The organism is Atopobium minutum 10063974 (genome assembly GCF_000364325.1).
Taxonomy (GTDB): Bacteria; Actinomycetota; Coriobacteriia; order Coriobacteriales; family Atopobiaceae; genus Atopobium; species Atopobium minutum.
In genome coordinates this window covers 632,925-657,599 of record NZ_KB822533.1, presented here as the reverse complement: position 1 = coordinate 657,599, position 24,675 = coordinate 632,925, and the positions used below count along the sequence as shown (strand labels likewise).

At 47.6% G+C, this 24,675-nt stretch carries 21 protein-coding genes and 1 tRNA gene; 7 read left to right on the top strand and 15 right to left on the bottom strand.

The window, feature by feature from the left end; all coding sequences use genetic code 11:
* Positions 1 to 52: 52 nt before the first annotated feature.
* The 4 genes from HMPREF1091_RS03090 to HMPREF1091_RS03075 all read right to left on the bottom strand — a co-directional run bounded on the left by HMPREF1091_RS03090 (position 53) and on the right by HMPREF1091_RS03075 (position 2,880).
* Complete coding sequence (locus tag HMPREF1091_RS03090; RefSeq protein ID WP_002563378.1) at positions 53 to 484, bottom strand: arginine repressor; 432 nt, start codon at positions 482 to 484, stop codon at positions 53 to 55.
* A 180-nt stretch (positions 485 to 664) separates the two neighbouring features.
* Positions 665 to 1,825 (bottom strand): EpsG family protein, encoded by a 1,161-nt coding sequence (locus HMPREF1091_RS03085; protein WP_002563377.1) that lies wholly within the window; start codon positions 1,823 to 1,825, stop codon positions 665 to 667.
* Complete coding sequence (locus HMPREF1091_RS03080) at positions 1,819 to 2,391, bottom strand: hypothetical protein (RefSeq protein ID WP_002563376.1); 573 nt, start codon at positions 2,389 to 2,391, stop codon at positions 1,819 to 1,821. The genes HMPREF1091_RS03085 and HMPREF1091_RS03080 overlap by 7 nt, the downstream gene beginning before the upstream one ends.
* 21 nt (positions 2,392 to 2,412) lie before the next feature.
* Positions 2,413 to 2,880, bottom strand: coding sequence for a GtrA family protein (locus HMPREF1091_RS03075; RefSeq protein ID WP_002563375.1), 468 nt, complete (start codon positions 2,878 to 2,880; stop codon positions 2,413 to 2,415).
* 148 nt (positions 2,881 to 3,028) lie between these two features.
* Between HMPREF1091_RS03075 and HMPREF1091_RS03070 the strand changes: the two genes are divergently transcribed.
* The gene (locus tag HMPREF1091_RS03070; RefSeq protein WP_002563374.1) at positions 3,029 to 4,207 is read left to right on the top strand and encodes a C39 family peptidase; all 1,179 of its coding nucleotides are present in this window, start codon (positions 3,029 to 3,031) and stop codon (positions 4,205 to 4,207) included.
* Between the two features lie 124 nt (positions 4,208 to 4,331).
* On the opposite strand, the gene HMPREF1091_RS03065 is transcribed toward HMPREF1091_RS03070, so the two are convergent.
* Positions 4,332 to 6,053 (bottom strand): phospho-sugar mutase, encoded by a 1,722-nt coding sequence (locus HMPREF1091_RS03065; protein ID WP_002563373.1) that lies wholly within the window; start codon positions 6,051 to 6,053, stop codon positions 4,332 to 4,334.
* Between the two features lie 213 nt (positions 6,054 to 6,266).
* Between HMPREF1091_RS03065 and rlmKL the strand changes: the two genes are divergently transcribed.
* Positions 6,267 to 8,546: a bifunctional 23S rRNA (guanine(2069)-N(7))-methyltransferase RlmK/23S rRNA (guanine(2445)-N(2))-methyltransferase RlmL gene (rlmKL, locus tag HMPREF1091_RS03060; protein WP_002563372.1), complete on the top strand. Its 2,280-nt coding sequence runs from the start codon at positions 6,267 to 6,269 to the stop codon at positions 8,544 to 8,546.
* A gap of 14 nt (positions 8,547 to 8,560) precedes the next feature.
* Here the strand turns inward: rlmKL and HMPREF1091_RS03055 are convergent, their stop codons facing one another.
* From HMPREF1091_RS03055 to HMPREF1091_RS03045, 3 genes are all read right to left on the bottom strand, one after another.
* Entirely contained in the window at positions 8,561 to 10,102 is a 1,542-nt protein-coding gene (locus tag HMPREF1091_RS03055) for a glycosyltransferase family protein (protein ID WP_002563371.1), read from the bottom strand.
* Positions 10,102 to 11,061: a glycosyltransferase family 2 protein gene (locus HMPREF1091_RS03050; RefSeq protein WP_002563370.1), complete on the bottom strand. Its 960-nt coding sequence runs from the start codon at positions 11,059 to 11,061 to the stop codon at positions 10,102 to 10,104. Before HMPREF1091_RS03050 ends, HMPREF1091_RS03055 begins: the two co-directional genes overlap by 1 nt.
* 78 nt (positions 11,062 to 11,139) lie before the next feature.
* On the bottom strand, positions 11,140 to 12,645 hold the full coding sequence (locus HMPREF1091_RS03045) for a S10 family peptidase (RefSeq protein WP_002563369.1): 1,506 nt from the start codon (positions 12,643 to 12,645) through the stop codon (positions 11,140 to 11,142).
* 159 nt (positions 12,646 to 12,804) lie between these two features.
* On the opposite strand from HMPREF1091_RS03045, the gene HMPREF1091_RS03040 reads away from it, so the two are divergent.
* Positions 12,805 to 15,093: a KUP/HAK/KT family potassium transporter gene (locus HMPREF1091_RS03040; protein ID WP_002563368.1), complete on the top strand. Its 2,289-nt coding sequence runs from the start codon at positions 12,805 to 12,807 to the stop codon at positions 15,091 to 15,093.
* A gap of 9 nt (positions 15,094 to 15,102) precedes the next feature.
* On the opposite strand, the gene HMPREF1091_RS03035 is transcribed toward HMPREF1091_RS03040, so the two are convergent.
* Together HMPREF1091_RS03035 and HMPREF1091_RS03030 are read right to left on the bottom strand one after the other, a co-directional pair.
* Positions 15,103 to 16,005, bottom strand: a complete 903-nt coding sequence (locus HMPREF1091_RS03035) for a Cof-type HAD-IIB family hydrolase (RefSeq protein ID WP_159428354.1) — start codon at positions 16,003 to 16,005, stop codon at positions 15,103 to 15,105.
* A 28-nt stretch (positions 16,006 to 16,033) separates the two neighbouring features.
* The gene (locus tag HMPREF1091_RS03030) at positions 16,034 to 16,330 is read right to left on the bottom strand and encodes an ACT domain-containing protein (protein WP_002563366.1); all 297 of its coding nucleotides are present in this window, start codon (positions 16,328 to 16,330) and stop codon (positions 16,034 to 16,036) included.
* Between the two features lie 122 nt (positions 16,331 to 16,452).
* Here HMPREF1091_RS03030 and HMPREF1091_RS03025 point away from each other — a divergent pair, with 122 nt between their 5' ends.
* Complete coding sequence (locus tag HMPREF1091_RS03025) at positions 16,453 to 17,550, top strand: dTDP-glucose 4,6-dehydratase (protein ID WP_002563365.1); 1,098 nt, start codon at positions 16,453 to 16,455, stop codon at positions 17,548 to 17,550.
* Here the strand turns inward: HMPREF1091_RS03025 and HMPREF1091_RS03020 are convergent.
* A complete protein-coding gene (locus tag HMPREF1091_RS03020; protein WP_021736272.1) occupies positions 17,547 to 18,302 on the bottom strand; it encodes a peptidylprolyl isomerase in 756 nt (251 codons plus the stop codon). The genes HMPREF1091_RS03025 and HMPREF1091_RS03020 overlap by 4 nt on opposite strands.
* 15 nt (positions 18,303 to 18,317) lie before the next feature.
* Positions 18,318 to 20,150, bottom strand: a complete 1,833-nt coding sequence (locus tag HMPREF1091_RS03015) for a subtype A tannase (protein ID WP_002563363.1) — start codon at positions 20,148 to 20,150, stop codon at positions 18,318 to 18,320.
* 148 nt (positions 20,151 to 20,298) lie between these two features.
* Here HMPREF1091_RS03015 and HMPREF1091_RS03010 point away from each other — a divergent pair, with 148 nt between their 5' ends.
* The 3 genes from HMPREF1091_RS03010 to HMPREF1091_RS03000 all read left to right on the top strand — a co-directional run bounded on the left by HMPREF1091_RS03010 (position 20,299) and on the right by HMPREF1091_RS03000 (position 22,175).
* Positions 20,299 to 20,592 carry an RDAC family protein gene (locus HMPREF1091_RS03010; protein ID WP_002563362.1) on the top strand — a complete coding sequence of 98 codons (294 nt, stop codon included), beginning with the start codon at positions 20,299 to 20,301 and terminating at the stop codon, positions 20,590 to 20,592.
* A 3-nt stretch (positions 20,593 to 20,595) separates the two neighbouring features.
* On the top strand, positions 20,596 to 21,957 hold the full coding sequence (locus tag HMPREF1091_RS03005) for an Mbeg1-like protein (protein ID WP_002563361.1): 1,362 nt from the start codon (positions 20,596 to 20,598) through the stop codon (positions 21,955 to 21,957).
* A 142-nt stretch (positions 21,958 to 22,099) separates the two neighbouring features.
* Positions 22,100 to 22,175: transfer RNA gene (locus HMPREF1091_RS03000), tRNA-Phe, on the top strand.
* Between the two features lie 194 nt (positions 22,176 to 22,369).
* On the opposite strand, the gene HMPREF1091_RS02995 is transcribed toward HMPREF1091_RS03000, so the two are convergent.
* Genes HMPREF1091_RS02995 through HMPREF1091_RS08560 form a run of 3 tightly spaced genes read right to left on the bottom strand, consistent with a single transcriptional unit; the run spans position 22,370 to position 24,675 of the window.
* On the bottom strand, positions 22,370 to 22,822 hold the full coding sequence (locus tag HMPREF1091_RS02995; RefSeq protein WP_002563360.1) for a hypothetical protein: 453 nt from the start codon (positions 22,820 to 22,822) through the stop codon (positions 22,370 to 22,372).
* A 9-nt stretch (positions 22,823 to 22,831) separates the two neighbouring features.
* Positions 22,832 to 24,469 (bottom strand): DUF2326 domain-containing protein, encoded by a 1,638-nt coding sequence (locus HMPREF1091_RS02990; RefSeq protein WP_002563359.1) that lies wholly within the window; start codon positions 24,467 to 24,469, stop codon positions 22,832 to 22,834.
* Positions 24,460 to 24,675, bottom strand: a complete 216-nt coding sequence (locus HMPREF1091_RS08560) for an ABC-three component system middle component 7 (RefSeq protein ID WP_002563358.1) — start codon at positions 24,673 to 24,675, stop codon at positions 24,460 to 24,462. The genes HMPREF1091_RS02990 and HMPREF1091_RS08560 overlap by 10 nt, the downstream gene beginning before the upstream one ends.

Genomic DNA, 24,675 nt, shown 5'->3' with positions numbered 1-24,675 from the left:
GTAACATGCACTGAATTCTAAGCTGCAGCTACACTGGGTCTTAAGCCGCAGTTTAAGCATTGCGCAGCTTATTTACCAATACCTCAAAATCAGCACCGGTCTTTGCGGCATCGGTAACCACCAAGATGGTGTCATTGCCTGCCAGAGAACCAACAACAGTAGGAAGATCTGCTGCGTCAATAGCGGCGGCAATACCAGGGGCAGTACCTGGCTGGGCTTTAATCAAAACCTGGTTATCTACGCGACGAACACTCTGTACCAGCTCAGACACCATACGCTGAAGATGCAGGTCCTCTGCAAGAACGTAAATCCCCTCAGGGAGCTTCCGCAAACCCATATCTGCAATGTCACGCGAGACGGTTGCTTGCGTGCAGTTATAGCCGTCATCCATAAGCTCCTGCACAAGGGCACGTTGCGTACGGATGGACTTGCTTCGGACAATGTCGCGAATAGCATCTTGCCTGCTGTTGCGCTTTTTAACCATGAACGACAACTCCTTATTGAAACAGCTTAATTATTGGATAATCAAGCTTGATCACTATTCCGTAGTCATGTATCTTTTAACGCATAAAACACTAGCAAAGATGTATGCAAATGCAAGAAATAATTCTATGAAAGCGCACGATTTATACCCTGAATTGACATATATTTCATTTTTATTGCATTAAGCATGCAGAAATATACTCTGAAATGGCAAAACCCCAAATTGTCCTCCAAAGTATACGCGAATAAACGTTGCAAGAAGCCAACAAGCCATAATTGCAAGAATATATGCATAACGCTTATTGAGGGACTTTTCTTTCATAACGGCAACAGGTAATTGCAGTACAACAAAGGGGGCAAAATAACGAGCAATGCGCTCAAAAATAAAGGGCATATACAGACCAGCAACTGCAGATGCACAACCTAAAACACTCAGGAGCAGCAACGCGTTATCCCAGCGTGAAAGCTTCTGTTTTCCTCTTAATTGCCAAAGCATAAAGGCAAGACAGATGCTCATCACAATAATGCTGTCCCAATGAGGAGAAACAGCTGCATACCCTGTAGCGCTATCGGATAAGTAATATGCATACCGAGTGGCGGCAAGCAAGATTTTACTGACATTTTTAGCTACATAGCCCACCGCCAACAGCACAGCCAACAAAACCACAGCTCGCCGAGCGTTAAGCTTCAAGAAATACAAGGGCCACACCAGCAAAAAGATAAGAGCACTTGCGTGAAACGATGCGGCTACGACAACCCAAACCGTATACCGAGCGAAGTATCCAAGCGCACGGTAGGGTTGTTCTAACGCATTGTTTTTATCGGTAGCAGCGCTTTGCTCCGTACAGGCATGCTGGACAAATGCCGATGGATCAATCCATTCCAGGGCGTTAAAGATACATGCCAAGGCCATCCATTGGCGAATGATGTTGTAGGTCTCAAAGTAAAAGCCTGCGACAAAAAAGAGAGCAAGGGTAAAGGTAGGATGAATAGAAAGTCGTTTGCAGGCGCGCAGCATAAGCAGATAAATAAAGGCGGAACTCACAGCAAATAACAACTGGGGCGATGTGCTGATACTCCACAAGACACGTATAAGCAAAACAAAACCAATGTCCATACCCTGTGGAATAGAACCTCCAGAGCCATAGATGGTATATAGCTCGGAATAGCCCTGGAAGCGAGAATAATCAACGCCAATATCAAGACGGACGGCTGCAGGAAGCCACATAAGCACAAACGCGACTGCCCACAAGAGCTGCTGCTGACGCTTGGTACACCGCACTGTTTGTGCATACCAAATAAAAGCACAGCTCAGAAATGCAAGAGAGGCGTATATCAGCATTTGTCTTGCTCCTTGGGTTTATGAACATACAGAGCAATTGCCGCAAACAACGCCGCGCCGGCAAGGCTAAAGCTAACAACCCATGCACAAAAGACAGGTGCCAAAATGGTAGCAGCATCTAAGGAAGTCACGCTTTGTGCTTGCTGTGCTACTAAGGTATACGTTCCATCGCTTGATGCATAGGCATGTTCAAAGAATTGAGTTGCCTTATCCGCCAGCTGCTGCTGAGTAAACCTTTGCTGCTCTGAGGAATTGGCACCGATAAGGGCATAGATACAGCCATCATGTTTGGAATACAGATACATCCATGCAGCACTCTGTTCCATCCAAGCCTGCTTAAACTGTTTTTGTGCACGTAAAGTGACAAAGTTACGCGCTACTTCTCGAGGACTTACCCTGTATGAAGGAGCAGCCTGTACCTCATAGGTACACAACTCAAATGATTTACCTGAAGGCAGCGGCACTCCACCCACATACCAAGCTGCAACACCACCAATGAGTGCACCCACCAGCGCGCCAAGAACTACGCTATAAAGATGCTGACGTATGTACTCAAAAAATTGCATAGCTAAGGCCTTCGCGGTAGCTTATTCACTGGTAGCTGCGTCAGCCTTATCGCCAGCTACATCAGCTTCATGAGAAGCACCTGCATCCAACCAGACTTTACGAGACACAAAGTTCCACACCATAACAAGACCTGTGGCAACTACCTTTACTCCTACATAGTAAGGACCATGTGCATAGTCGATGCCTACAGCACCAAAAGCAAGCTCACCCAGCCACATGATAAGCGAATTAAGAAGCAAGCCTATAACGGAGAGCACAAAGAAGATGATAAACTCGCGTGTTTTAGAGAGATCTTCTCGGTGAGTAAATACATACCGCATAGATGCAAGGTAGTTAAAAATTGCAGACAGAGTAAAGGAGATAGCGGAGGCAAGAATGGGGTTCATGCCCAGCCATTCATGTAAAGCAATCAGAACGGCAAAGTCCACAAAGGTGGCCAGAACGCCCACAACGCCAAACTTTACAATCTGTGCCAACAATTTATTCATACCTAAAGTACCTTCTGTCGTTTTATATGAAGCCAATATCATAATACACGTGCGCTTATGGCGAATCCGCGCTATATTAAAGCTATATTAAGTATCAATAAAGCATGTAAACCCGCATGCAGCCTGGTTGGTTAAACAAAGGAGCCCTATGCCGTACTCACAACAACCTCGCTCATCAAGGCCAGCGTCTTCACAGCGAGCTCGTCAAGCACGCACATCACAACGTCAGCGCAGGCAATCAGTTAGTGTTTCTGGCGCGGGCCGTCCGCCACGCAATGATGGTTCGGGCGAATATTCCTTGCGCGGACAGCGGGTTAATCTAAACAGGCGCAGCATTCTGAGTGGCTACAACCCGCGCGCACTTGCGGTTCTTGCGGCGGGCATTATCATCCTAATTTTGCTTATCGTAGGCATCACAAGCTGTGTACGCGGCTGTACTGCCCCTAAAAAAGAAACCGTGGAAGCCACTCAAAATGAAAATGGTATTGCCACGGGAATTTCTGCGGAGCTCAGCAAGAGCTTGGAAACCCAACTTGCTACCGGCGACAACTGGAAAACCATTGCTAAAAATGCCGATAAGTACAGCAATGAGCGCACTATAGAACTGGCGCTAGAAGATCCGGCAGCAGTAGACTTTGTCGCCAAAGTCCCCACAGCTTCCAAGGAGGCTCAGACCTACTCCGATACGGTTACCCAAAACACGGTTCCCCTGCTGTATAGCTATGACACACGCTGGGGATTTGTAGACTATGCAGGCGCTCCTTTGGGAGTAACCGGTTCTGGTCCTACGGCTCTTGCTATGGCGTACATGTCTTTAACCGGCAAGAATGACCAGACCCCCGCAACCATCGCTAAGCTTGCCACAGATAATAACTATGCCACTGGCGATGCCTTTACTGACCTCAGCTTCTTTAGCGATAAGGCCAAGGATTTGGGTCTATCTGCAGAATCCGTAGATGCGTCTATGGAAGAGATTACGGGATCCCTTAAGAACAACCATCCTATTATTGTTTTGGCAAACGATAATACCTTTACCAAGCACCAGCACTACGTAGTACTGGCAAGCCTTAATACCGACGGCACCGTAAATGTATACGACCCCACCAACAGCCTTGTGAGCACTCGTCCATGGGCAGCACAAACCATCTTGGGATACACATCCAGCAAAATGATGGTTATGCATGCCGCCTCACAGGATTCGCAGGATGCGCAAGGTTCAAAGGATTCAAAAGACTCGCAAGAAGGCTCCAATACATCCAAGAGTTCTAGTGGCTCAAATATCAGCTCTACGAGTTCAAAGGACAGCAAGAGCAACGCTTCTAACTAACTAAGCTAGCTCTTAGCGGGCTTATAGCAAAAGCCCCACCCTCATACCTGAGAGTGGGGCTGTTTCATAACGAAAGTTGCCTTGACCTTATGGCATGGCCTCAGTCTTATAACAAAACTAAGCCTTACGACAAGAGCTTCTCGGCAGCCTGCTGCAAAGCAGCGCGAACCGCCTCAGACTCTGCACGTGTAGCTCCCTTTGAGAACAAGTAGGCCTTTACCTTAGGCTCGGTACCGGAAGGACGGAAGATCACCTTATTATTGCCCTCAAGTGCAAACTCAATAACATTGGAGGTAGGCAGCGTCTGAGCTGCTTCTTTTTGCAGACCAGAAACGCGAGGCATTTGAGGACCGGTTGCAAAATCTGTCGTAGCAAGCACCTTATAACCAGCAATTTCTGCGGGAGGATTGGCGCGCAAATCATCCATAATCTGCGCCATATGCTCGGCACCTGCTGCACCAGGGAAGCTAGCATTTACCGTGCCATTGAGGTAGTAGCCATACTTTTGATACAGCGCTTCCATAGCCTCATACAGATCCATGCCCTTTGAGGCATAGTCAGATGCCATTTCTACACACAACATGGTTGCGACAATAGCGTCCTTATCGCGAGCGTGTGTGCCAACCAAATAGCCGTAAGACTCCTCAAAGCCCATCAAGAAACGCTGAGACTCCCCTGCCGCGGTAAGCAGATCAATTTGCTCACCAACATACTTGAAGCCTGTAAGAACACGACGCAACTCAAAGCCCTTATCGACAGCCAAGGCATCACACATGGAGCTGGAAACAATGGTGGTAACCGCTACCTTGGACGATACGTCCTCCCCATTGTGCTGAGCCATGGTTGAGAGCCAATCCATGAGCAAAACGCCCATCTCATTGCCAGAAAGAAGCTTGTACTCCCCCTTATGAGGGATGGCGGTACCCATACGATCTGCATCGGGATCAGTTGCTACCAAGAGCTGAGGCTTAACCTCATCTGCCAGTTTAAGACCCAACTCCAACGCCTCACGAAACTCGGGATTGGGGTAAGGGCAGGTGGGGAAATCTCCATCGGGCTGGGACTGCTCGGAAACAACCGTTACGTCATTGACGCCAATCTCGGACAGAATACGGCTTACGCACTCCATGCCCGTACCATTGAGCGGAGTGTACACAACCTTGTAGCCTTCGGATGCCTTAAAGCCCGGAATGGAAACTTGCTTGATAGCGCTGATAAAATCATCGAGCACGTACTCGGGCGTCCACTCGATCAAGCTCTGTTGGAGAGCCTCATCAAAATCCATGCACTTTACAGCGCCAAACAGCGGTGTCTTTGCAATAAAGGCGCTGATCTCATCTGCGGCTTCATTAGCAATCTGGCCGCCGTTTTCATTGTAGACTTTATAGCCGTTGTACTTTGCAGGATTATGGCTTGCAGTAAGCACAATACCAGCACTGGTGCCCAAACGACGCACAGCAAACGAGAGTGCTGGAACAGGCTCAATGCGGGGATACACATACACATGGACGCCATTAGCTGCCAAAACGCCAGCTGCTACACGCTGGAACTCCTCGCCCTTATTGCGAGAATCGCGTGCCAGAGCAACGCTAGGATTGCTGTAATGAGCGTTAAGATAATCTGCCACGCCCTGTGTTGCTTGGGCAACCACGTGTACATTCATGCGATTGGTGCCCACACCAATGACTCCGCGAAGACCGGCCGTACCAAATTCCAAGCTGCGATAAAATGCGTCATACAGCTCATCCGTATCGGCAGCAACAAGGGCCTTAAGCTCATCGAGCAAATCTTGTTCTGTAAGGTTATCCAACCACTGATCAACCGTAGGTTTGATGTTCTGATCCATGAGCGTGTCTCCTTACCAGAGGGTTATAATCATTCCGTTAGCGCATGCGCGCCGTTACATACCTATACAATCGCTGTATACCTATTATTTACATGGTAGCGTATGCACCTTATTTATCAGCGTACTTGTCAGCAGAAGATGTAAATACTCAGATTTATCCGTCTATCGGATACACTTTACTCGGTAAACATAAAACGGGCGAAAGGTGTCCCGATGGAATTTATAGCAACCTGCCCCAAGGGTTTTGAACAGCTCTTAGCTCATGAGCTGAGCGCGCTGGACTGCAAACACGTACGTCCTCTTACGGGTCAGGTAAGTTTTGATGGCATGCTGAGCTGCGCATATCGTGTATGCTTGTGGTCTCGTCTGGCTTCTCGCGTCACGCTTATTCTGGCACGTATAGACGCTGCTGATGCAAACCAACTTTATGAGGGCATCTATGCACTGCCCTGGGAAGAGCACATTCCTACCACGGCAAGCATTGCCGTAAATGCTCATGGCATGAATGAAGAGCTGCGCAATACACAATTTAGTGCCCTGCGTACCAAAGATGCCATTTCTGACCGTATGCTGGCTAAGAAGGCCATTCGTCTTTCTACCGATCCCTCCCATCCTGATTTACGCATTACGCTGCGCCTGCGCAATACAACAGCCATGGTTGGCATTGATCTATCTGGCACTCCCCTCTTTCGGCGTGGCTATGAGATGGGCAAATCTGCTCGTCAACCCCTAGCACCACTGCGCCCCGATTATGCTGCTGCACTGCTAACACAGGCAGGTTGGATGGATGCATGTCGTCACACCAATCCTACCCTGCTGAGCGTATATAGCGGCGCAGGCACCGTTCTTGCAGAAGCTGCTGCTTACGCACTTGATCGTGCTCCTGGTTTGCTACGTAACCGCTGGGGCTTTAAGGGCTGGCTGGGTCACGATGCCAAAGTATGGACACAGCTGCTAGAAGAAGCAGATGCCCGTGCTCAAAAGGGTGCAGCAACCAGCTTTACACTGATTGGCGCCGATGATCGCTCTGGTTGGGAATCTGCTGCCCGGCAGACCATGCGCGCTGCAGGTATTTCATATATGCCTCAGCTCATAAGCTGTACTGCACTCACACAAACAGCTGCCGCGCTGAGCAATCCAAGTGTTTGTGTCTGCGACCTCAGTTTTTTCTCGGCAGATAGCTTAGTGGTGGAAGCACGCGCCCTCAGCAGTGTGCGCAGTGCTGTTGCGGCACTTCCCGATGAGGTTTCGCTCAGCGCAATAGATAGCAGTGCAACACTGGATGCTGCACTGGGAATGGAAGCTACACAGCAGCTTGCTCTTTTACTGGGACAAGACAGTGCCTCTTTGCGCACCTATAACCTCAAGCAGCGTACACAAACCCCGCCGCTGGTCAGCTATGGTGACAACAAGCAGGTAGCTGTCCTAATGGAAGCGTCCAATCAGTTTGCTGCCCGCCTTTCTAAGATGTATAGGCTGCGCAAAAAGTGGGCTAAGCGTGAATACATAAGCTGCTACCGTGTATACGATGCAGATCTGCCCGACTACGCTGCCGCCATTGATCTGTATGAAGGTCTGCCCTACCATCGCGGGGGCGTGCTGCAAGCACCGCAGCGCTGGGCTGTGATTGCAGAATATGCCGCTCCCAAGACGGTAGACCCCGCTCTTGCCCACAGGCGCCTGCTGGACATTCTCACCCTTACTCCCCTGATCTGTAAGCTTGATCCCAAGCAGGTGTATGTCAAGACGCGCATGCACTCCAAGGGCGGCTCGCAGTATGCTGCCGGCGCACAGCAAAAAGAAACCGATCGTCGCCGCAGTCATTTGGTGGACGAGAATGGCTTGACCTTTGAAGTTAATTTTGAAGACTACCTGGATACAGGCCTGTTTTTAGACCATCGAGACACGCGCTCCCTGCTGCGAGAGCTTGCCAAAAAGGTTCCTGAGCATGGCTACTTTTGCAACTTGTTTGCCTATACCGGCAGCGCCACCTGCTACGCCGCAGATGGCGGGGCGCGCAACACCACAACGGTAGATATGTCTAAAACCTATTTGGAGTGGGCTCAGCGCAATATGCGTCGCAATGGTTTTACCGAGAACACCCACAAGTTTGTCCAGTCAGACGTACTGCAATGGATTGATGCCGAGCGTCACAGCGCTCACCGATATGACCTTATCTTTTGCGACCCTCCCACGTTTTCTAACTCTTCTCGCATGCGTAAGCGTGGCTGGGATGTGCAGCGCGACCATGTGGAATTGCTCATTTCCTTATCGCGTATGCTTACCAAAACAGGTATATGTGTATTTTCTTGTAACCTGCGTAGCTTTAAGCCTGACATGGAGGCGCTCACTAAGTATGGCGTTGAGCTGGAAGATATTACCGATAAGACCATCCCAGAAGACTTTGCGCGCACAAGCAAGATTCACCACTGCTATATCGTAAGAAGGGCTGGACGAGCTAAAGGTGTTTCTCGCGCACCCAAGACCTCCTAAAACCGCGTAATAAGCTAGTGCTCTTGTTGAGTCCACTGAGCTACTTGGCTCCATCCCATCATGCCAAGGGCAACAAAGAAAGGCATGTAGAGGAACAGGTATCGAGAACGGCATTCAAATAACAGCAGAAAGACATTAAGTGCTAGTAAGGCAATGAGCATGACCGTTTCTATATCATTTTGATTGCACTGATTGCGCACAAAACACTTCAGGGCAATGCCTATAAGAACCACAAACCACAACAGCTGATGAAGCACTTCAAACGGGGCAATGGTTGTGGTGGTGTAGCTGATGCCATACCACGTATTCAGTGCGGTACTATCTCCCATAATCTGTTTGATAGGACTGCCCTCTACCTTCCACCCAAAACTACCATCTGTATAGTCAATAAGTGTTTTATTAAAGAATTGCTTTGCTGCCCCCGCAACGCCCATAGCCTGAACACGCTCGTGCCATCTTTGGAGAGCATGAGCACTCTTTTCTTGTGGCGTTGAAAACTGAAATATGTATCTATAATCTTCAGCAGAAAAAATTCCCATATCAGCAGGATTAAATCCCATCATTAAATAATGTGCCATAGGAATTGCCTCGTTTTTATCGATAGTAAGCGTAGAAGGAATGAGAGCTGCTCTCACTCCCACACCACAACCCACAGCAGCAGTAATAACCGCAATCGTACCTATGCAGCGTAAGGGCTTCTTGATGAACTGTTGTATGGATAGAACAGCTTGTTTTTGACGTATACGATTGACAAGCTCAATCGCTATGATTGCCATTGTGACAAATATAACAGTTGGCTTTATAAATATGCCAACCAGGGTCAAAAATACAATCATAAAGTTCTTGACATACCCTGCTCGCATATACACATAAAGAAACAGCAGGAGCGAGACAAAAAGCATTCCATAGGTATCTGAATAAGGAACCAAAATCCAAGGAGACAGACCAATAAAAATACAAGAGAACAGAAGCGTTGCATAGCCAACAACATATCCTGCCATACGCTTTGCAACCTGTGCACAAAGCCAGATAGAACTCGTAACGCACACGCAACTACCTATGGTTACACTTATATATCCCGTCTGAATCCCAATCAGTTGACCAAACGTCGCAATGCTTCTAAAAAGGCCTGCAAGAAACAGTTGGTTTGGAAACGTGGAAAAATATGAGCTACTCGGCTGTTCAAAATTAGTAATAGCGGCAACATCCCAGCCAGAATAGAACCAAGCATGCTTAACAATAAAGAGCTGGAGCGCAAAGAGCAGTAGACAAATTGCAGGGCTCAGTATGGTGAAAACCCGCGATTTATTACCTACAAATCTCCAGCTTTTACTACGCGCATAGGTAAATACAGCGCACAGACACATACCAAAAGCACTCGCAAATACAAACAGAACGGGGTTAAGTCCCACAAAAAGGCGTTTACTCACAAACGTAATGAACGGAGCTGCACAGACTGCAAACAACAAGGCGCACGCCATATATACAAGAGATACCTTTTTAAAAAACCACAATACTGATTGTAAGAAGGTAGACAGGGAAATCTTTTTGGACATTACTGCTTATCCCAAGTACGCTCGGCGATAATAAAGCGAGGACGGCTTTTTACCTCAAGGTAAATCTTGCCGATATACTCGCCGATAATACCCAGAGCTAAAAGCTGTAGGCCACCAAACAGACAGATAAAGCAGATCATGCTCGCCCATCCTGGGATGGTGTATCCAACAAACTCACTTACGATAGCCCAGATAATGCTGATAAAACCCGCCACGCTAAACACGGCGCCTAGCGACGCAATAAGGTGAATGGGCTTAATGGATAGGCTTGTAATGCCATCAAAAGCAAGTGACAGCATCTTAGTAAGCGGATAATGGCTGGTACCTGCCACCCGCTCAGAACGCTCATACCTCACGGTAGTTGACGTATAACCAACTAAGGGCACAAGCCCGCGCAAGAAGAGATTGACCTCATTAAATTCTGCAAGACCATCCAAAGCACGAGCGCTCAGCAAACGATAATCTGCATGGTTAAACACGATCTCCGCACCCAGTGCATTAAGCACCTTGTAATAGCCCTCGGCGGTCATACGCTTAAACGCAGTGTCGGTCTCACGCTTGGAACGTACGCCATATACCACGTCAAAGCCAGAGCGCCACGCATCAACCATCTTTGCAATGGCGTGAATATCATCTTGACCATCACAATCCGCAGAAATGCACGCATCACAGTGTTTGCGAGCCTCCATCAAGCCAGCGAGAAGCGCATTTTGATGGCCTCGATTACGCGAAAGCGATATGCCCTCGTAGTGCTCGTTTGTTGCAGCAAGGCCCTGTATAATCTCCCAAGTTTTATCGGCAGAGCCATCATTGATAAAACAAATCTTACTAGAAGAAGCAATCTTTCCTGTCGCAATAAGCTGTTCGAGCTCATCGAGAAAAAGAGGTGCCGTCAATGGCAGCACCTCTTGTTCATTGTAGCAAGGAATAACAATCCACAGGTTAGCTGGTGTATTCATAGTACTTTTCTTCTTCGTATTGGTTCGTATAAGGCAGCCACATGCTGACTGTTTAGGTAGATACCACCATTATTTCTACTATTGTACGTCCTTCTCGTAGAAGTTCTTGAGATCCTCATACATAGCCACCAGCGTAGGAACATCTGCATAAGCCATATGCCCGCAACCGTAGCGGTGCCACTCAATGTTTTGCTTGATCTCATCAGACAAGAACTGGGTGCTCATGTCATGTATGACGTTCCAGTAGGTAGTGGCAGCATCAAAACGACCGCCCAAAATGGCAAGCTTGGTAGTTGGGCTACGACGCAGCGCGGTAGCAATATCAAAGCTTACGTTAGGCGCCCCTACTTTACCATCGGTACCTGCACAAGCATGGTTCCAGTCCCAATTGACGCCAATGGTCATATAGTTGCTCCCCAGATAGCGGGTAGGTGCAACATAGCCGACCTCCTCGCGAAGGAAGTTGCGCAGGGCAACATTCCAGGGCGCGTCAAGCGCATCAAGAGCGGCGTCTTCCAGAGCCAAGAATTCATGGGAAGCTTGAGCGGGATGGTAGGCATCAGAGGTGAATCGAGTATCCAGACGACCCACAATCTTGGCTTCATCCTCCAAAAGCTTGGCACGGAAGGTTTCCAGATCCACACGCAGGTGCTGAGCTGCAATAAATTGAGCTGGTAAGCCAATATAATCAGCCAATTGCTTTGCCACGGCAAGCTCATCTTGGGCACTCAGACGGTCTCCCTTAAGTAAGGCAGGCGCCAAAACATCTTCCGTAAAGGCCATGGCAGCGTCAAACCAGCTATCCTCATCGTGGTTCTTGCCAACCTTACCAAAGAACTGAGCGGTAGCAGCATATGTTGGTACCATACCCAGATAGTACAGATCCTCTCCCGGAAGCGTCTGCACCCAGTTAAAGATCGCAGAAAGCATCACAACACCGCTAACGTGGACGCCCTGCTCGCCCAACAAGCGCATGAGCTGGGAGTTTCTAACAGTGCCATAGGACTCGCCAAACAGATACAGCGGGCTGCCCCAGCGATTGTTCTTCTCAAGCCACTCTTGAATAGCACGGGCAAAGGCACTGGCATCTCCATCAATGCCAAAGATCTTCTTGGGATCCACGCCATCTGCAAGCGTAGACCAACCCGTACCAGGAGCATCTAAAAAGACGAGGTCAGACTGCTGAAGCAAGGTGTAGGGATTATCGCTCAGCTTTGGATTGCCTACGTGCTTTACTCCGTTTGTCTCTACGCGCACCGGACCAATGCCACCAACATTTACGGGCACCGATGCACAGCCAGGCCCGCCATTAAAGGCAAAGGTTACCGGACGAGCAGGATCAGGCTGCCCATCTTTGGTGGCAACGTAACTTATAGAAAACATCTGTGCTAACAGTGCTCCGGCATCCTCACGCACGTCTAGATGTCCAGCCGTTACCACATAGTCTATGACCTGACCATTGCCAGACCAGCTAAGCTTGGCAGATTTTGCCTCAGGAACCGCAGGTCGAGGATCTGCAGCAACGGTACGAAACTCATCTGCCTTTTCATGATTTATTGTTGTAGTTTCTTTGATATCAGCCACGAATTACTCCTAAAATGATTCTGGGTAGACTATCTTGCCCCTCATTACGTTCTTGCTTCTAGTTTATTACCCATCAAATGCAGTTGAAAGTCTAGTGGCATGGATTACAATGAGAAATTACCTAATAAGAACGGTTATGAAAAAACTACAGGAGAAGCCGTGCAAGCTAGTAAAAATGCCTCTCTTAAGAGGCGTAAGTCAAACTCCATTCCCCTGTCGGCAGGAATGATTCTGGTTACCTTGGGCATCGTGTACGGTGACATCGGCACCAGTCCTATGTACACCCTCAAGGCTATTATGACTGGTAATGGCGGCCTTGCTACCATGAGCGAGAATACCGTATTGGGTGCACTGTCTTTGATTATCTGGACCCTTACGCTTATTACGACCGTTAAATATGTGCTGGTAGCCATGCGTGCCGACAACCACAACGAGGGTGGTATTTTTGCACTGTACAGCTTGGTTAAACGTAACGCTAAATGGTTGATCATCCCCGCCATGATGGGTGGTGCAGCTCTGTTGGCAGACGGCATTCTTACTCCTGCCGTTACCGTTACTACCGCCATTGAAGGCCTGCGTACCGTTGACCCCATTTATGCGGTAATTGGCAACAACCAGTCCATTGTGGTTGCTATTACCATTGCCATTTTATGCGGCTTGTTTGTTATGCAGCGCGCCGGCACCTCTACCATTGGTAAGGCTTTTGGCCCCATCATGACCATATGGTTTTTGTACCTGGGCGTGAGTGGATTCCTTAATCTAACAGTAGATTTTAACGTCTTGCGCGCCTTAAACCCCATGCGTGGTCTTGTCTTTTTGTTTGACGGCTCCATTAACCACGCCGGCCTGATGGTTTTAGGCAATGTATTTTTGTGTACTACCGGTGCAGAGGCTCTGTACTCCGATATGGGCCATGTTGGCAAACCCAACATTTATGTCAGTTGGCCGTTTGTAAAAGCCTGTCTTATTCTTAACTACCTGGGTCAGGGCGCATGGATTTTAGCTCACCGCGGCGATGCGGCCTTAGCCACCATCAATGACCTTAATCCGTTCTTCCAAATGTTGCCAGAAGAGCTGCGTGCCTTTGCCGTTATCCTTTCCACCTTTGCTGCAATCATTGCTTCTCAGGCACTTATTACCGGCTCATACTCCATTGTTTCTGAGGCCATTCGCCTGAATCTTATGCCTCATTTAAAGATTAGCTATCCTTCAGAAACCAAGGGTCAGATTTATATTCCGCTGGTTAACAACATTATGTGGGCGGGCTGCATTGGCGTTGTGTTGCTCTTCCAAAGCTCTAGCCATATGGAAGCTGCTTACGGCTTGGCAATCACGGTTACCATGCTTATGACCACCATCTTGCTGTTTACCTATATTGGCAGGAACCTACATCAAATGCCGTTTGCAGTGGCCTTTGTCTGCGTCTTTGGTGCCATTGAGCTTATGTTCTTCTTCTCCAGCCTCACGAAGTTCTTCCATGGTGGTTATGTAACGGTTTTATTGGGCTTCTCGCTCTTTGTAGTCATGTACGTATGGCGTCGCGGCACTACCGTAGAGCGTACCCAATCCGTCTACCTGCCTGTTGCAAGCTACCTAGACCAAATTTATGACCTTATCCATGATGATGACTACCCCATGACCGCAGACAACTTGGTCTTTTTGACCAATGACTCATCCTTTGACAAGCTGGATCGTGACATCTTGTACTCTATTTTGGATAAGCGCCCCAAGCGTGCAAAGGCATACTACTTCCTTAACGTGCAGGTAACCGATGAGCCCTACACACATGAGTTTGTGGTCAACAGTTTTAATACGGACTTTCTCTTTAAGGTGCAGATTCGCCTTGGTTTTAAGGTTAACCAGCGCATCAATACCTATCTGTATCAAATTGTTGAGGATCTTATGAGCTCTGGTCAGCTTGCGGCGCAAGAGCATAAATACTCAATTTATCGCGAGCATTCCAAGGTGGGCGACTTCCGTTTTTGCCTGCTGCGCAAAATGCTCTCCCCAGAAACCGACATTTCCGGCTTTGACCAGCATGTTATTACGCTTAAGTATCTTATTCGTCGCGTATGCGGATCTCCTGCCCGGTGGTATGGCCTCGAGGGTTCCGACGTGCTGTTTGAGTACGTTCCTTTGTTCTCTAAGGTCAAGCAGTGCAACAAGCTGATTCGCAAGCCCTTTAATCCAACGGATACTAAGCGCATACGAACAGCTATTCCCGTTATTGCAGCTCAAAAGAGTGTAGCAAGCACAACGGTCAATGACGATGATGATATTTTCTCTGCAGCCGTAGAGGACGAGCGCTCTGAAAACTTTGCTCACGCTACCAACGAGTTGGTGGGTGGCGACACAGCAAGCTTTGCCCCCCTGGTGCTGGATGAGGACGAAGATGAGGAAGAAGAGGACGATACTTCCTCCAGCTATGAAGCTAACGAGAATAACTAACAAGAATACCTAGCGAGAATACCGTTCAATAAGCTGGCTCAGGCACTTGCCTACGCCAGCTTCATTGTTGGTCCACGTAAGCTGAGTGGTGGCATAAGAAGCTATGCCACCCATGGAATTAGCCATGGCAATGCCAGTACCAGCCGCTTGAAGCATGGATACATCATTAAAAGAATCGCCAAACGCAACGGTACGATCCACCTCTTGAGATAGGTGCTCACACAGCCAGCTAAGAGCCGCACCCTTGGTACAGCTTGCGTCAGAGATTTCTATGTTCCAATCTGCCGAGCTCACACACACCAAACAGGGATCTTGTGCTATGAGCTTGCGCAACAACTGAGCAGTGTGAGGGTCACGAAAAACTACGCTTATGCGTGCTACCGTATCGCTGGCATCCACCAACTCATGATAGTTAGCAACAGCTACACTACGACGCAGCTGTTTTGCAAAGGCAAGTGTATGCGGATCAGGAATAAATTCATGCAGATGGGGACTATCAAACTGTGCCTCCACCGCATGTGAATCCGTAAAGATATCCAATATGACATCAAATGACTCCAGCATGTCTACAAGCTTGTGCGCCCGCTCATGTCCCAGGTTTACCTCATGTAAAAGCGTTATGTGTAAGCCGGTAGCGCTGGGATGCACCTCTAGTATCTGCGCGCCATTATTGCATATGGCGTAACGAGTGCAGGGATGTTCCAACAACAGTTTTGGCAATCCGGCCGTTGGTCTACCCGTGCACGGAACAAAGCAACCACCGGCTTCGTACAGGGCAGTTAAGCTTTGTAAGTTGTCCGATGGTATGGTTTTCTCGTCAGACACAAAGGTGCCATCCATGTCCGAGAAGACCATCAGGCTATAAGGGCTTGACGGATTTGACGCGGTTTTTGGGTTTGTCGGCATGCTCATACAGTCAATTTTTCTGTAGACGGTTTCTTTACAAACGATACATATACGTAAAAACGTCTTTGCGCTGCATGGAGATCTGGACGCCCAAGCTGTCCGAAAGTTCTGCCAGCGTATCTTGGATGCAGGCAAAATCACGCTCTGCATTTTGCAGGTCTACCAGCATAGTCATGGTAAACGTACCTTGCAAAATGGTTTGAGAAATATCCAGAATATTGACCTTGCTCTCAGCCAATACCGCCGAAACCGCTGCTACAATACCTGGTCTATCAGCGCCAAGGACACTAATGATGGCGTGCTCGGTTTGAGGTGTAGAAGTATTCACCATGGATGTACCCTTCATTTGATTAAGCTTAGAAAGTCACAGTATGCTTATTGTACAAGTTACCAACTGTGCGGTATGGTGCAAATACTGCACATCTTTTACAGCGTAAGGATCCTTCAAAACCTATGGCTCAACAAGCTTTAGCAACATACTTTGTCACAGGTGGCGCTGGTTTTATTGGCTCTCACCTGACACGAGCCTTGCTAACAGCACAGCAGCCTGCGCGCGTGGTGGTTCTTGATGCTCTGAGCTATGCGGGCAATCCAGAAAATCTACTGGACATAGCAACTGATCCTTATACGGCACAGCTCCTCTACTTTGCCCAGGTAGATGTCTGCGATACGGACGCTGTTCGTGCACTTTTTACACGGTTTAAGCCCCGCATTGTTTTTCACCTGGCTGCAGAAAGCCACGTTGACCGATCCTTTGCTCACCCCTACCCCTTTAAGCGCACGAATGTTGACGGCACCCACAGCATTGCCACCTGCGTGCGTGAGCTTGCTCAATCAGAAGGCTTTTGTCGCATGCTTCACGTCTCTACGGATGAGGTGTACGGAGCTATTCCCGCCGATCATGCGCCCGTTTTTGAAACCTATGCAGGTGCGCCAACCAGCCCTTACTCACAAAGCAAGCTGGCGGCCGAGAAGGTCATTCAAGCTCAGCTTGCTCAGGGTTTGGATGCAGTGATAGTACGCTGCTGTAATGCCTTTGGCTCTCATCAATTTCCCGAGAAGCTTATCCCCGTAGTGCTGAGCAAAGCCATGAATCATCAGCATATCCCCGTGTATGGCACCGGTTTACAAACGCGTGAATGGATGTATGTAGCAGACCATGTAAAGGGAATACTTGCTGCAGCCTACCATGGTAGTACAGCTCAGGTTTACAATCTGAGCTCTGGCGTTGAGATCACCAATCTTGCTCTGGTAACCGCCCTGGTAGATGAGCTTGCTGTCTACATGCACGACCCCGCTATCTCCCAAAGCCTTATTTGCCATGTAGGCGATAGACAGCATCATGATCTGCGCTATGCCAGCAATGCATCCAAAGCAGCCCAGGAGCTTGGCTGGCAAGCAGGCAGCAACGTACAGGAAAAACTGCTCGATACACTACACTGGTATGCACAACACACCAGCTGGCTTGAACATATCGCAAACAAGAGCTACCGCACAGCAGCTGTACAACAGCTCAAGCACGCACTTGCTTCTCGATGGATTGATACTTAGTCGGTAATGGTAATTTTTGTAATGACCGGCTGATCTGCAGAAGCAACCGTACCATTGTTGTCTTGTACCGCAACCTTGTCACAGATAGCGTCTACCACGTCCATACCCTTGGTTACCTGGCCAAATGCTGCATACTGGCCATCCAAAGAAGCGGTATCTTTTTGCATAATAAAGAACTGCGAGCTGGCAGAATCTGCAGCGCTGGAACGTGCCATAGAAATCACGCCACGCTTATGCTCAAGAGGATTGACCACGCCATTAGCAGAAAACTCACCCTTGATATTTTGGGAAGCGCCGCCTGTACCATTACCATTGGGGTCTCCACCTTGAATCATAAAGCCCTTGATAACGCGATGGAATGTCAAGTCATTATAAAAGTCATCCTTAGCCAGATGACAAAAATTTGATACCGTAATAGGCGCAACATCCGCATTAAGCTCCAGCTCAATGCTGCCATAGTTAGCTACCTCAATGGTCGCATGATGTGTTCCTTTGGCATACACATCATCTGCAGCAGGTGTATATAAGCTGTCCTTTGTTGTAGCTGCATCTTGAGACTGCTCTGTTGTTTGAGCAGGAGTATCCGAAGCATGCTTGCTATTCGTCTGTGGTGAGCAAGCGCTCAGAAAAATAAGCGATAAAGACACGATGATTGCCATAAGCCACATGACAAAATCAAGACTACGACGAGAATTTTTTTGGGCCTGAAAGCCTGCCAGTGCTTCAGAATACTTGGTTTCGTGATGCGCCATTATCATACACTCTTCCTATTTTTCAAAGTCAGCATTGACCCAAGCTATAAAGCTCTCAATCGGATCTGAGCCTAATTCGTTCATGGAAAGTCCTTCGCCCCACACAGGCGTTAGGGTTACCTGCTTAACACCATCATATGCCTTAAGCGCAGCGGCCAAATTTGCTTCAGAGGTAAAGCTCACATTATTTTGGAACAGTCCGGTTTGGATTGCCCAATACGGAGCAACTTTTGCCTTACCAAAGCCCTCGTAATTGCCCGATAAATAATACAGTGGGTCACTCATTTGCATACGCTGTACCGTAGTATTTTTAAGAGCATCTGTCTGTTCGAGATTGGACTTCCAGGTTTCTATAATTTCAGCGTCCCATCCCGTAAGCTGCTCATAGCTGTTCTGATTTTCTGTAAGTTTAGACAGCACCATACCATCAAAGTGCAAAGCATCGCTATCCGCATTGCCAAAGAGCTGGTTAAAGGCCGTAACATGAGTAATACCATCGTAGGCGCAAACATCCTCGGAAGCAGCACGAACGTGTGAAATAAAGGCACCAAGATCAGTAATGGTTGCTTTGCTGGTAAGCTCATTAAACCTAATCCAGGTATAGCTAGTATTTAATGCCTTGATATAGTCGTTACGCGTGCTATAGGTAACAGAGGCAACCTTAGAATCATCATCGCCGGCAGCAGCCTTGGCAATGACGTTTGCTTCATCTGTCTTAAGATTGCCATCTCCGGGGAAACCACCCAATCTCAAAGCTGTGTTGCTGGGTGTATAGGGAAAGGTAGCTGTGCTTAAAAAGGCAGAAGCCGCATCCTCTACCAAACCCAAAAGATAGCGATAATAGCTACCATCTGCATAGATGCCACCGGCAGTGTTCTCAAGAGTGAGCGCATTACCCTCATTGGTAAGCCCCAGTGAGTTGAGGTTCTCGGCAAACGCACGAGACAAATCTCCAGACAGGGCAGCAGTCCACGTGCCTTCTGCACGCGTATTCTCCTGAGAATACTGTCCGCAATACCACTCATATGCGCCGTCGCAACCAAGCGAAACCAAGGTAGGTGACCATGCGCGCACTGCATATACACCATCAGAAAGGTTGTTACCCTTGGCATCATAGCTTGCCGCACCTAAGGTCTCCAGATAATCATCGTACAGATTGGAATTGCCCGTAGCGCCCAAGATACAAGCCATAGCACCAGAAGAACCAGCGCCAAAGGGTACGATTTTCTCAAGATTGCCAGGAAGACTTTCTGCGTTGTAGCGCAAATAGCGGATTGCCGCCTTAAGATCAACTACACTCCAGGGTGCTCCTCCAACAAAGGTTGCATTGGCATCGGAGTCATAGCCATTGTTGCGTCCACGAAATCCTGCATACACATAAATAAAACCAGCAGACAGATAGGGAGCCAGCCCATCAAAGGAGTAGGCCGTAGGAGCACTTTGCCCCGTAAAACTTACGGGGTTAAGGGGCATCACTACCGGCGCTTCAGATGCTTTAAAGTTGCCCACCTGAGCTTCTGTATCAAGCGTACAGGTATATGTCTTGCCGTTTTTCTCGCCTTTAAAGAAGGGGCCAGGAACATAGATTGCCAAGCGTTCATAGGTTTTGGTGGCAGGCGTTAGACAGTATTGCAAACCATTTTGCCACCACACATCGTTTGTCTCGTCATAGTTCCAAGCATCCATTTTGATGGCTAGATCTGCGTATTTGTTCAGGTCACGCGTATCTGCAGACGTTTGCTGAGAAGGCTTACTTTTAGCTTTAGCACAGGCAGAAAGTGCCGCTAAGGCACTCGCGGACGTAAGAGCAAGAAAGCCGCGCCTGGATACGTTGGTGGATACGCTCATAACGTACTCCTTGTTGCAGGATATAGTAGTCTTCTAGTTTATACCCTGTAGTATCTCATCGCTAAAAGTCTCGTGATATATACAAATATGGGTATACAACAAAGCAGACACAAACAAAAAAGATACCCCCGGCAGAAAGCGAGTGCGCATGGACGTAATTAAAATTGGCGACGTCGTTGAGCTCAACCACCAGTTTGCAGATGACGCGTCTGAAGATAACCCAAATGCTGCACCTCAAATTCACCTGCACGATGCCTGCGGCAAACAAACCTGCAGCATAGAGATTAAGGTGGAGGGACTTGACCCAGACCGCCCGCGCAATGCCCAGGGAGAGTACGACCTTACCTACGCTCAGCGTCGCATACGAGACTATTTTGAACAACGTGGCAAGCAGGTGGAGTTTGATCCAACCACGGGAAAAATCTTCTGGCTGAGGGGCTAAGCTATGGCAAACGTGCTTGATTATCTCGACTGGTTTGGTGACGTAAGCTTTGCAGGCTCTGCATTTAATGAAGTTGATAATCTCATCTTAGCGCAGCTCTCCTATTTGGATCTTGCGGGTTGCGTGCCTACAGGCGCTCCCCGTGACCAAGACACGCTGGAAGCCGTAAGCGCCACGTACTTTAAAAGCCGCACTAAGGTGCAGATTTATGAAGCGAGCGGGTTTGTCTCTGCACATACCTCTTTTTTGCTCCAAAAAGCCGCAGCCTCAAAGCGCTTTAAAAGCGTACGCGCCGGCTTTTACCAGGAAAAAGACAACCCCCAAGCTCAGGAGCAATTTGGAGCGCTTACCTTTGCATTGCCTGATGGAAGCTATTACCTCTCTTTCCGCGGCACCGACGGCACCATTCATGGCTGGCGAGAAGACCTCAACATTAGCTTCCAAACCGTAGCAGCTCAGACCGACGCGCTGGAGTATCTATCGCACGTCTCTGCAAACGTATCCGGAAATCTGCAGGTGGGAGGTCACTCCAAGGGTGGAAACCTTGCTGCTTATGCCGCAGCTTTAGCAGATCCCGCCATCCAAAAGCGCATAACAAAGCTCTGGTGCAATGACTCCCCTGGCTTTTTGGAAGATGTGGTTCCCTTCTCCAAACTCGCTGCCCTTGTCGATAAAACCGTGCTTTTGACGCCAGAATACTGCCTTGTAAGTGGTCTTATGCACCATGCTGCTACCCCTCAGGTCATACACGCGCAGACATCTGACGCAGACATCATGCAGCACGACGCCTTTACCTGGCAGATACTTGGTCCGCGCTTTGTACGCAGTCAAGCGCCTTCTGTCGCAGCACAGCATGTGTGCTCCCTGTTTAATGCGGTTGTCGAGAAGCGCACCAAGGATGAACGCAAGCACTTTGCTGACATGTTATTTGGCTGCGTTGAAGCCTCTGGAGCTGTCACCACCAACGAGTTGACAGCTATTGGAACCGAGAGTATCCGCAAGATTTGGGAAGCCGTTAGTGCGCTGGAGGATCCCGATAAGGAAGTCATTTTTGAACTCATTAAGGCTCTCGTTGGCCAGGTAGTGAGCGACTCCTTAGCACCGCTTAACAAGAGTGTGAGCCAATCGCTCCAGCAGTTTAGTATGCCTTCTGCAAACTACGAAGAGCTTTTGAACTCTCCCACACCCCCTTCCCTTGAAGAGATGCAAGAGTACAAGGACCGGAAACGTCGGGCGGCAGCAGTTGCAGTACCCGCTAAATTGGTCGAGAAGGTATGGCCAACCAAACAGCTCCTTGCAGGGCAAGATAAGGGCGAGAAAACCGTCAACTCTCACTCAAAAAGCAGCTCAGAGAGAACGGAGTAACTGTGGTTATGCAGCTCTGTCTACAGGACAGCGCACATTTGCTTGATACGTGCATACATAAGTTTTGCAAACAAAGCGAAATATGACTTGACGTTCTGTCTGAGTTTGCTATATTTATTGAGCTGTGATTTACGCAGTACTTGGCTGGGTAGCTCAGTTGGTAGAGCAGAGGACTGAAAATCCTCGTGTCAGGGGTTCGATTCCCTTCCCCGCCACCAGTTTAACGCACAGGTTGATACTATTTTTGGTATCAACCTTTTTTGTTATCTCGGGCTTGTGTAGTACGAGTGGATTACGTGTGTGTTACGTGTGGCTTACAAGTGTAGTACGAGTGTTAGCGTGTTTGATATCGCACGAGCCTAAAAGCATTCTCTGAGCCACACAGCGCGTAACAAAACGTCACATTGCGCCGTCATGCGTCGTGCTTAACAATTTTTATATTCTCCCCTTCAAGGTTAATTACTAATAGCTTCTCATTAATCCAGTATCTTTTAGTATTTAAATCACAAATAATTGGAATTTCTTGCGTATCTTTATTAAAAAATTTTCTAAATTCGTCATTGCAGCGATTATTTAAAGGATGGTTTTGAATCTTTGCGCCAAATGGTAGAGATCTAGTTCTATCTAAAGCATCAGTGAAAGCCATACCTTTGTACCGGCTGTAGTTCGTTGTACAATTAAGATAGTCTTCGGTCAATACATAAATGGCATAGATATTTCCAAAAGAGCTTCTAGATTTAGACGATTTATGAACTGAACCCATTTTTCTGTCAAGATATTGGATTAAATACGAAGCATTGAAAATATCTTCTGGCTTTTTATTTCCTAAGTTATTTTTTATGCACTGCAGAATAAATTTTTCCATTCCAACTACCTAACCTTTTACATTCCAACTACGTCCATACAGCTCGTTGCCACCACGGGAGAGTTCTAGAACAGCATTGCTTTGCAGTATCGTTTTCGCTTCTGATGTATAGCTGCCTGCTTTATCAAAGGCCAGAAAGATTTGCTTTGGGCTTTGTTGATACAAGGCAAGAATCTGCTCTATAGATGGATCTTCTATGTCCTTTAAAAGAAATGAGTCGTGTGCAATAGCAGGTAGCACTGTTAGGTTTAATAGGGCTAGGTCATAGAGAATTAATCCTTTATAGTTAGTACCTGTTCCATCATCATCTGGAGTATAAAAATCATACTTAGTAGCACTTTCCACTGCTAAGTACGGCGCATTTCTGTCAGCGCCTGAAACTCTTGCCGATAGTCGCTCCAACTCAGCATTCAACTGTGCAACTGCATTTTTTACTGCTTCTGCAAAAGCTCTATTTAGCGCATCTGCAGCTGCATTCTTTTCAAGAACGAGGTTCTCATGCTTATCCCACGTATCTATTTCCTGAGTGATAATCTCTAAATTTTTCTGTACCGATGAATATTCGCGTAAGAATCCTTGACTGTAAGTAGCATTTGGTTCAATTATTTCAAGCTCGCTCTTTAGCCTAAAAAGCTCATCTTCCAATTCCTGAATCTTATCAGTTAAGCCGCTCATCTCGGCTTTAAAGTTTTCAGACAAAACTCCTGCAAGCTTGCGATGAAAAGACTCTACTTCATATATTGCCTTTAGATTTACAGTTGGAAAGAATCTGGCTAAAGCATCAAGGTCGGCTGCAGAAGGCAGCAAACCATAGCTCATAGATAATTCTACAAGCTGAAGATTACGCTTTAAATCTACATGTTGGGAATTAATGCTAATGATTTTCGCCTCCAACGCACTGCGCCTATCCTCCTCATCGAGTACTTCACGTGATGGTGAAGAATAGTCACCGGCTTGGAGCTCTTGAAATCTTCTACTTAAAATTTCTTTATCTTTCAAGTACTTTTCTCGCTGAGCTGTAGACTTGATGCGAGACCGAATAAACTGCATACCCTGAGCTTTATTAAACGTAGTCAGTGCATCAGCTGATTCTTTTTTCTTCTCAGAAAATGGTGCAATTACACTGTATACGTCAAATATTTTTGCAAATGCCTTCAGACTATTTTCTTGACCTGTTCCCACTCGATGCAGTAAAGGGTCTTTGTCGTCACAGTTCTTTTTACCGTAGATTCTAAAAGCAGCAGATAGAGAGTCTCTAAAACCCAGCTCAGGCAAATTCATGCCATACTGAGTCTGTAGCCACTCCACAAAATCGTCTTTAGAAATGGTTTGACCAGTCGCATCATACTGGGAATTGCAATATAGATATAAGTTATCTTTGTCGGTGCTTCTTCCGACATAGGTTTGACAACCGTTAAACTCGAAACAACCGTAAATGGTGTGGTGTCCTACATTTTTGATTATTTGTTCGGAGTTGTATGTAGAGCCGCCAAATAAGAAATCGATGGCTAGAAGTGCTGTTGATTTACCGATAGAGTTTGCACCATTAGATTGGCCTAAGATGACATTCAATCCTGCATGAAATTTAATAATTCCACGTTCAGTGCCGTTAGACCTAAAAGCGGGTGAATGTAGTTCTACAAGCATAAATAAATCCTATTTTCGTCATCAATATCAATTGCATTCAGGGCAAAAAGGCACGTAAGAGTATCCAAAAATTGAGAACTGCTGAGGGGAAGCATATTCTGAAGTGCGCTTGGGTTCACTGGTTCACTTCCGAGTGCATTTAGCACAACAGGTAAAAGGGCTAGCGTGCTTTTTTCATACGAGAAGAGTTTGTTTGGCAAAATCAC

Excerpts from the sequence above, each read along its gene's own strand:
- HMPREF1091_RS03090 (WP_002563378.1), bottom strand. The coding sequence starts at position 484 with ATGGTTAAAAAGCGCAACAGCAGGCAAGATGCTATTCGCGACATTGTC.
- HMPREF1091_RS03085 (WP_002563377.1), bottom strand. The coding sequence starts at position 1,825 with ATGCTGATATACGCCTCTCTTGCATTTCTGAGCTGTGCTTTTATTTGG.
- HMPREF1091_RS03080 (WP_002563376.1), bottom strand. The coding sequence starts at position 2,391 with ATGCAATTTTTTGAGTACATACGTCAGCATCTTTATAGCGTAGTTCTT.
- HMPREF1091_RS03075 (WP_002563375.1), bottom strand. The coding sequence starts at position 2,880 with ATGAATAAATTGTTGGCACAGATTGTAAAGTTTGGCGTTGTGGGCGTT.
- HMPREF1091_RS03070 (WP_002563374.1), top strand. The coding sequence starts at position 3,029 with ATGCCGTACTCACAACAACCTCGCTCATCAAGGCCAGCGTCTTCACAG.
- HMPREF1091_RS03065 (WP_002563373.1), bottom strand. The coding sequence starts at position 6,053 with ATGGATCAGAACATCAAACCTACGGTTGATCAGTGGTTGGATAACCTT.
- rlmKL (WP_002563372.1), top strand. The coding sequence starts at position 6,267 with ATGGAATTTATAGCAACCTGCCCCAAGGGTTTTGAACAGCTCTTAGCT.
- HMPREF1091_RS03055 (WP_002563371.1), bottom strand. The coding sequence starts at position 10,102 with ATGTCCAAAAAGATTTCCCTGTCTACCTTCTTACAATCAGTATTGTGG.
- HMPREF1091_RS03050 (WP_002563370.1), bottom strand. The coding sequence starts at position 11,061 with ATGAATACACCAGCTAACCTGTGGATTGTTATTCCTTGCTACAATGAA.
- HMPREF1091_RS03035 (WP_159428354.1), bottom strand. The coding sequence starts at position 16,005 with ATGAGCATGCCGACAAACCCAAAAACCGCGTCAAATCCGTCAAGCCCT.
- HMPREF1091_RS03030 (WP_002563366.1), bottom strand. The coding sequence starts at position 16,330 with ATGGTGAATACTTCTACACCTCAAACCGAGCACGCCATCATTAGTGTC.
- HMPREF1091_RS03025 (WP_002563365.1), top strand. The coding sequence starts at position 16,453 with ATGGCTCAACAAGCTTTAGCAACATACTTTGTCACAGGTGGCGCTGGT.
- HMPREF1091_RS03020 (WP_021736272.1), bottom strand. The coding sequence starts at position 18,302 with ATGGCGCATCACGAAACCAAGTATTCTGAAGCACTGGCAGGCTTTCAG.
- HMPREF1091_RS03015 (WP_002563363.1), bottom strand. The coding sequence starts at position 20,150 with ATGAGCGTATCCACCAACGTATCCAGGCGCGGCTTTCTTGCTCTTACG.
- HMPREF1091_RS03010 (WP_002563362.1), top strand. The coding sequence starts at position 20,299 with ATGGACGTAATTAAAATTGGCGACGTCGTTGAGCTCAACCACCAGTTT.
- HMPREF1091_RS03005 (WP_002563361.1), top strand. The coding sequence starts at position 20,596 with ATGGCAAACGTGCTTGATTATCTCGACTGGTTTGGTGACGTAAGCTTT.
- HMPREF1091_RS02995 (WP_002563360.1), bottom strand. The coding sequence starts at position 22,822 with ATGGAAAAATTTATTCTGCAGTGCATAAAAAATAACTTAGGAAATAAA.
- HMPREF1091_RS02990 (WP_002563359.1), bottom strand. The coding sequence starts at position 24,469 with ATGCTTGTAGAACTACATTCACCCGCTTTTAGGTCTAACGGCACTGAA.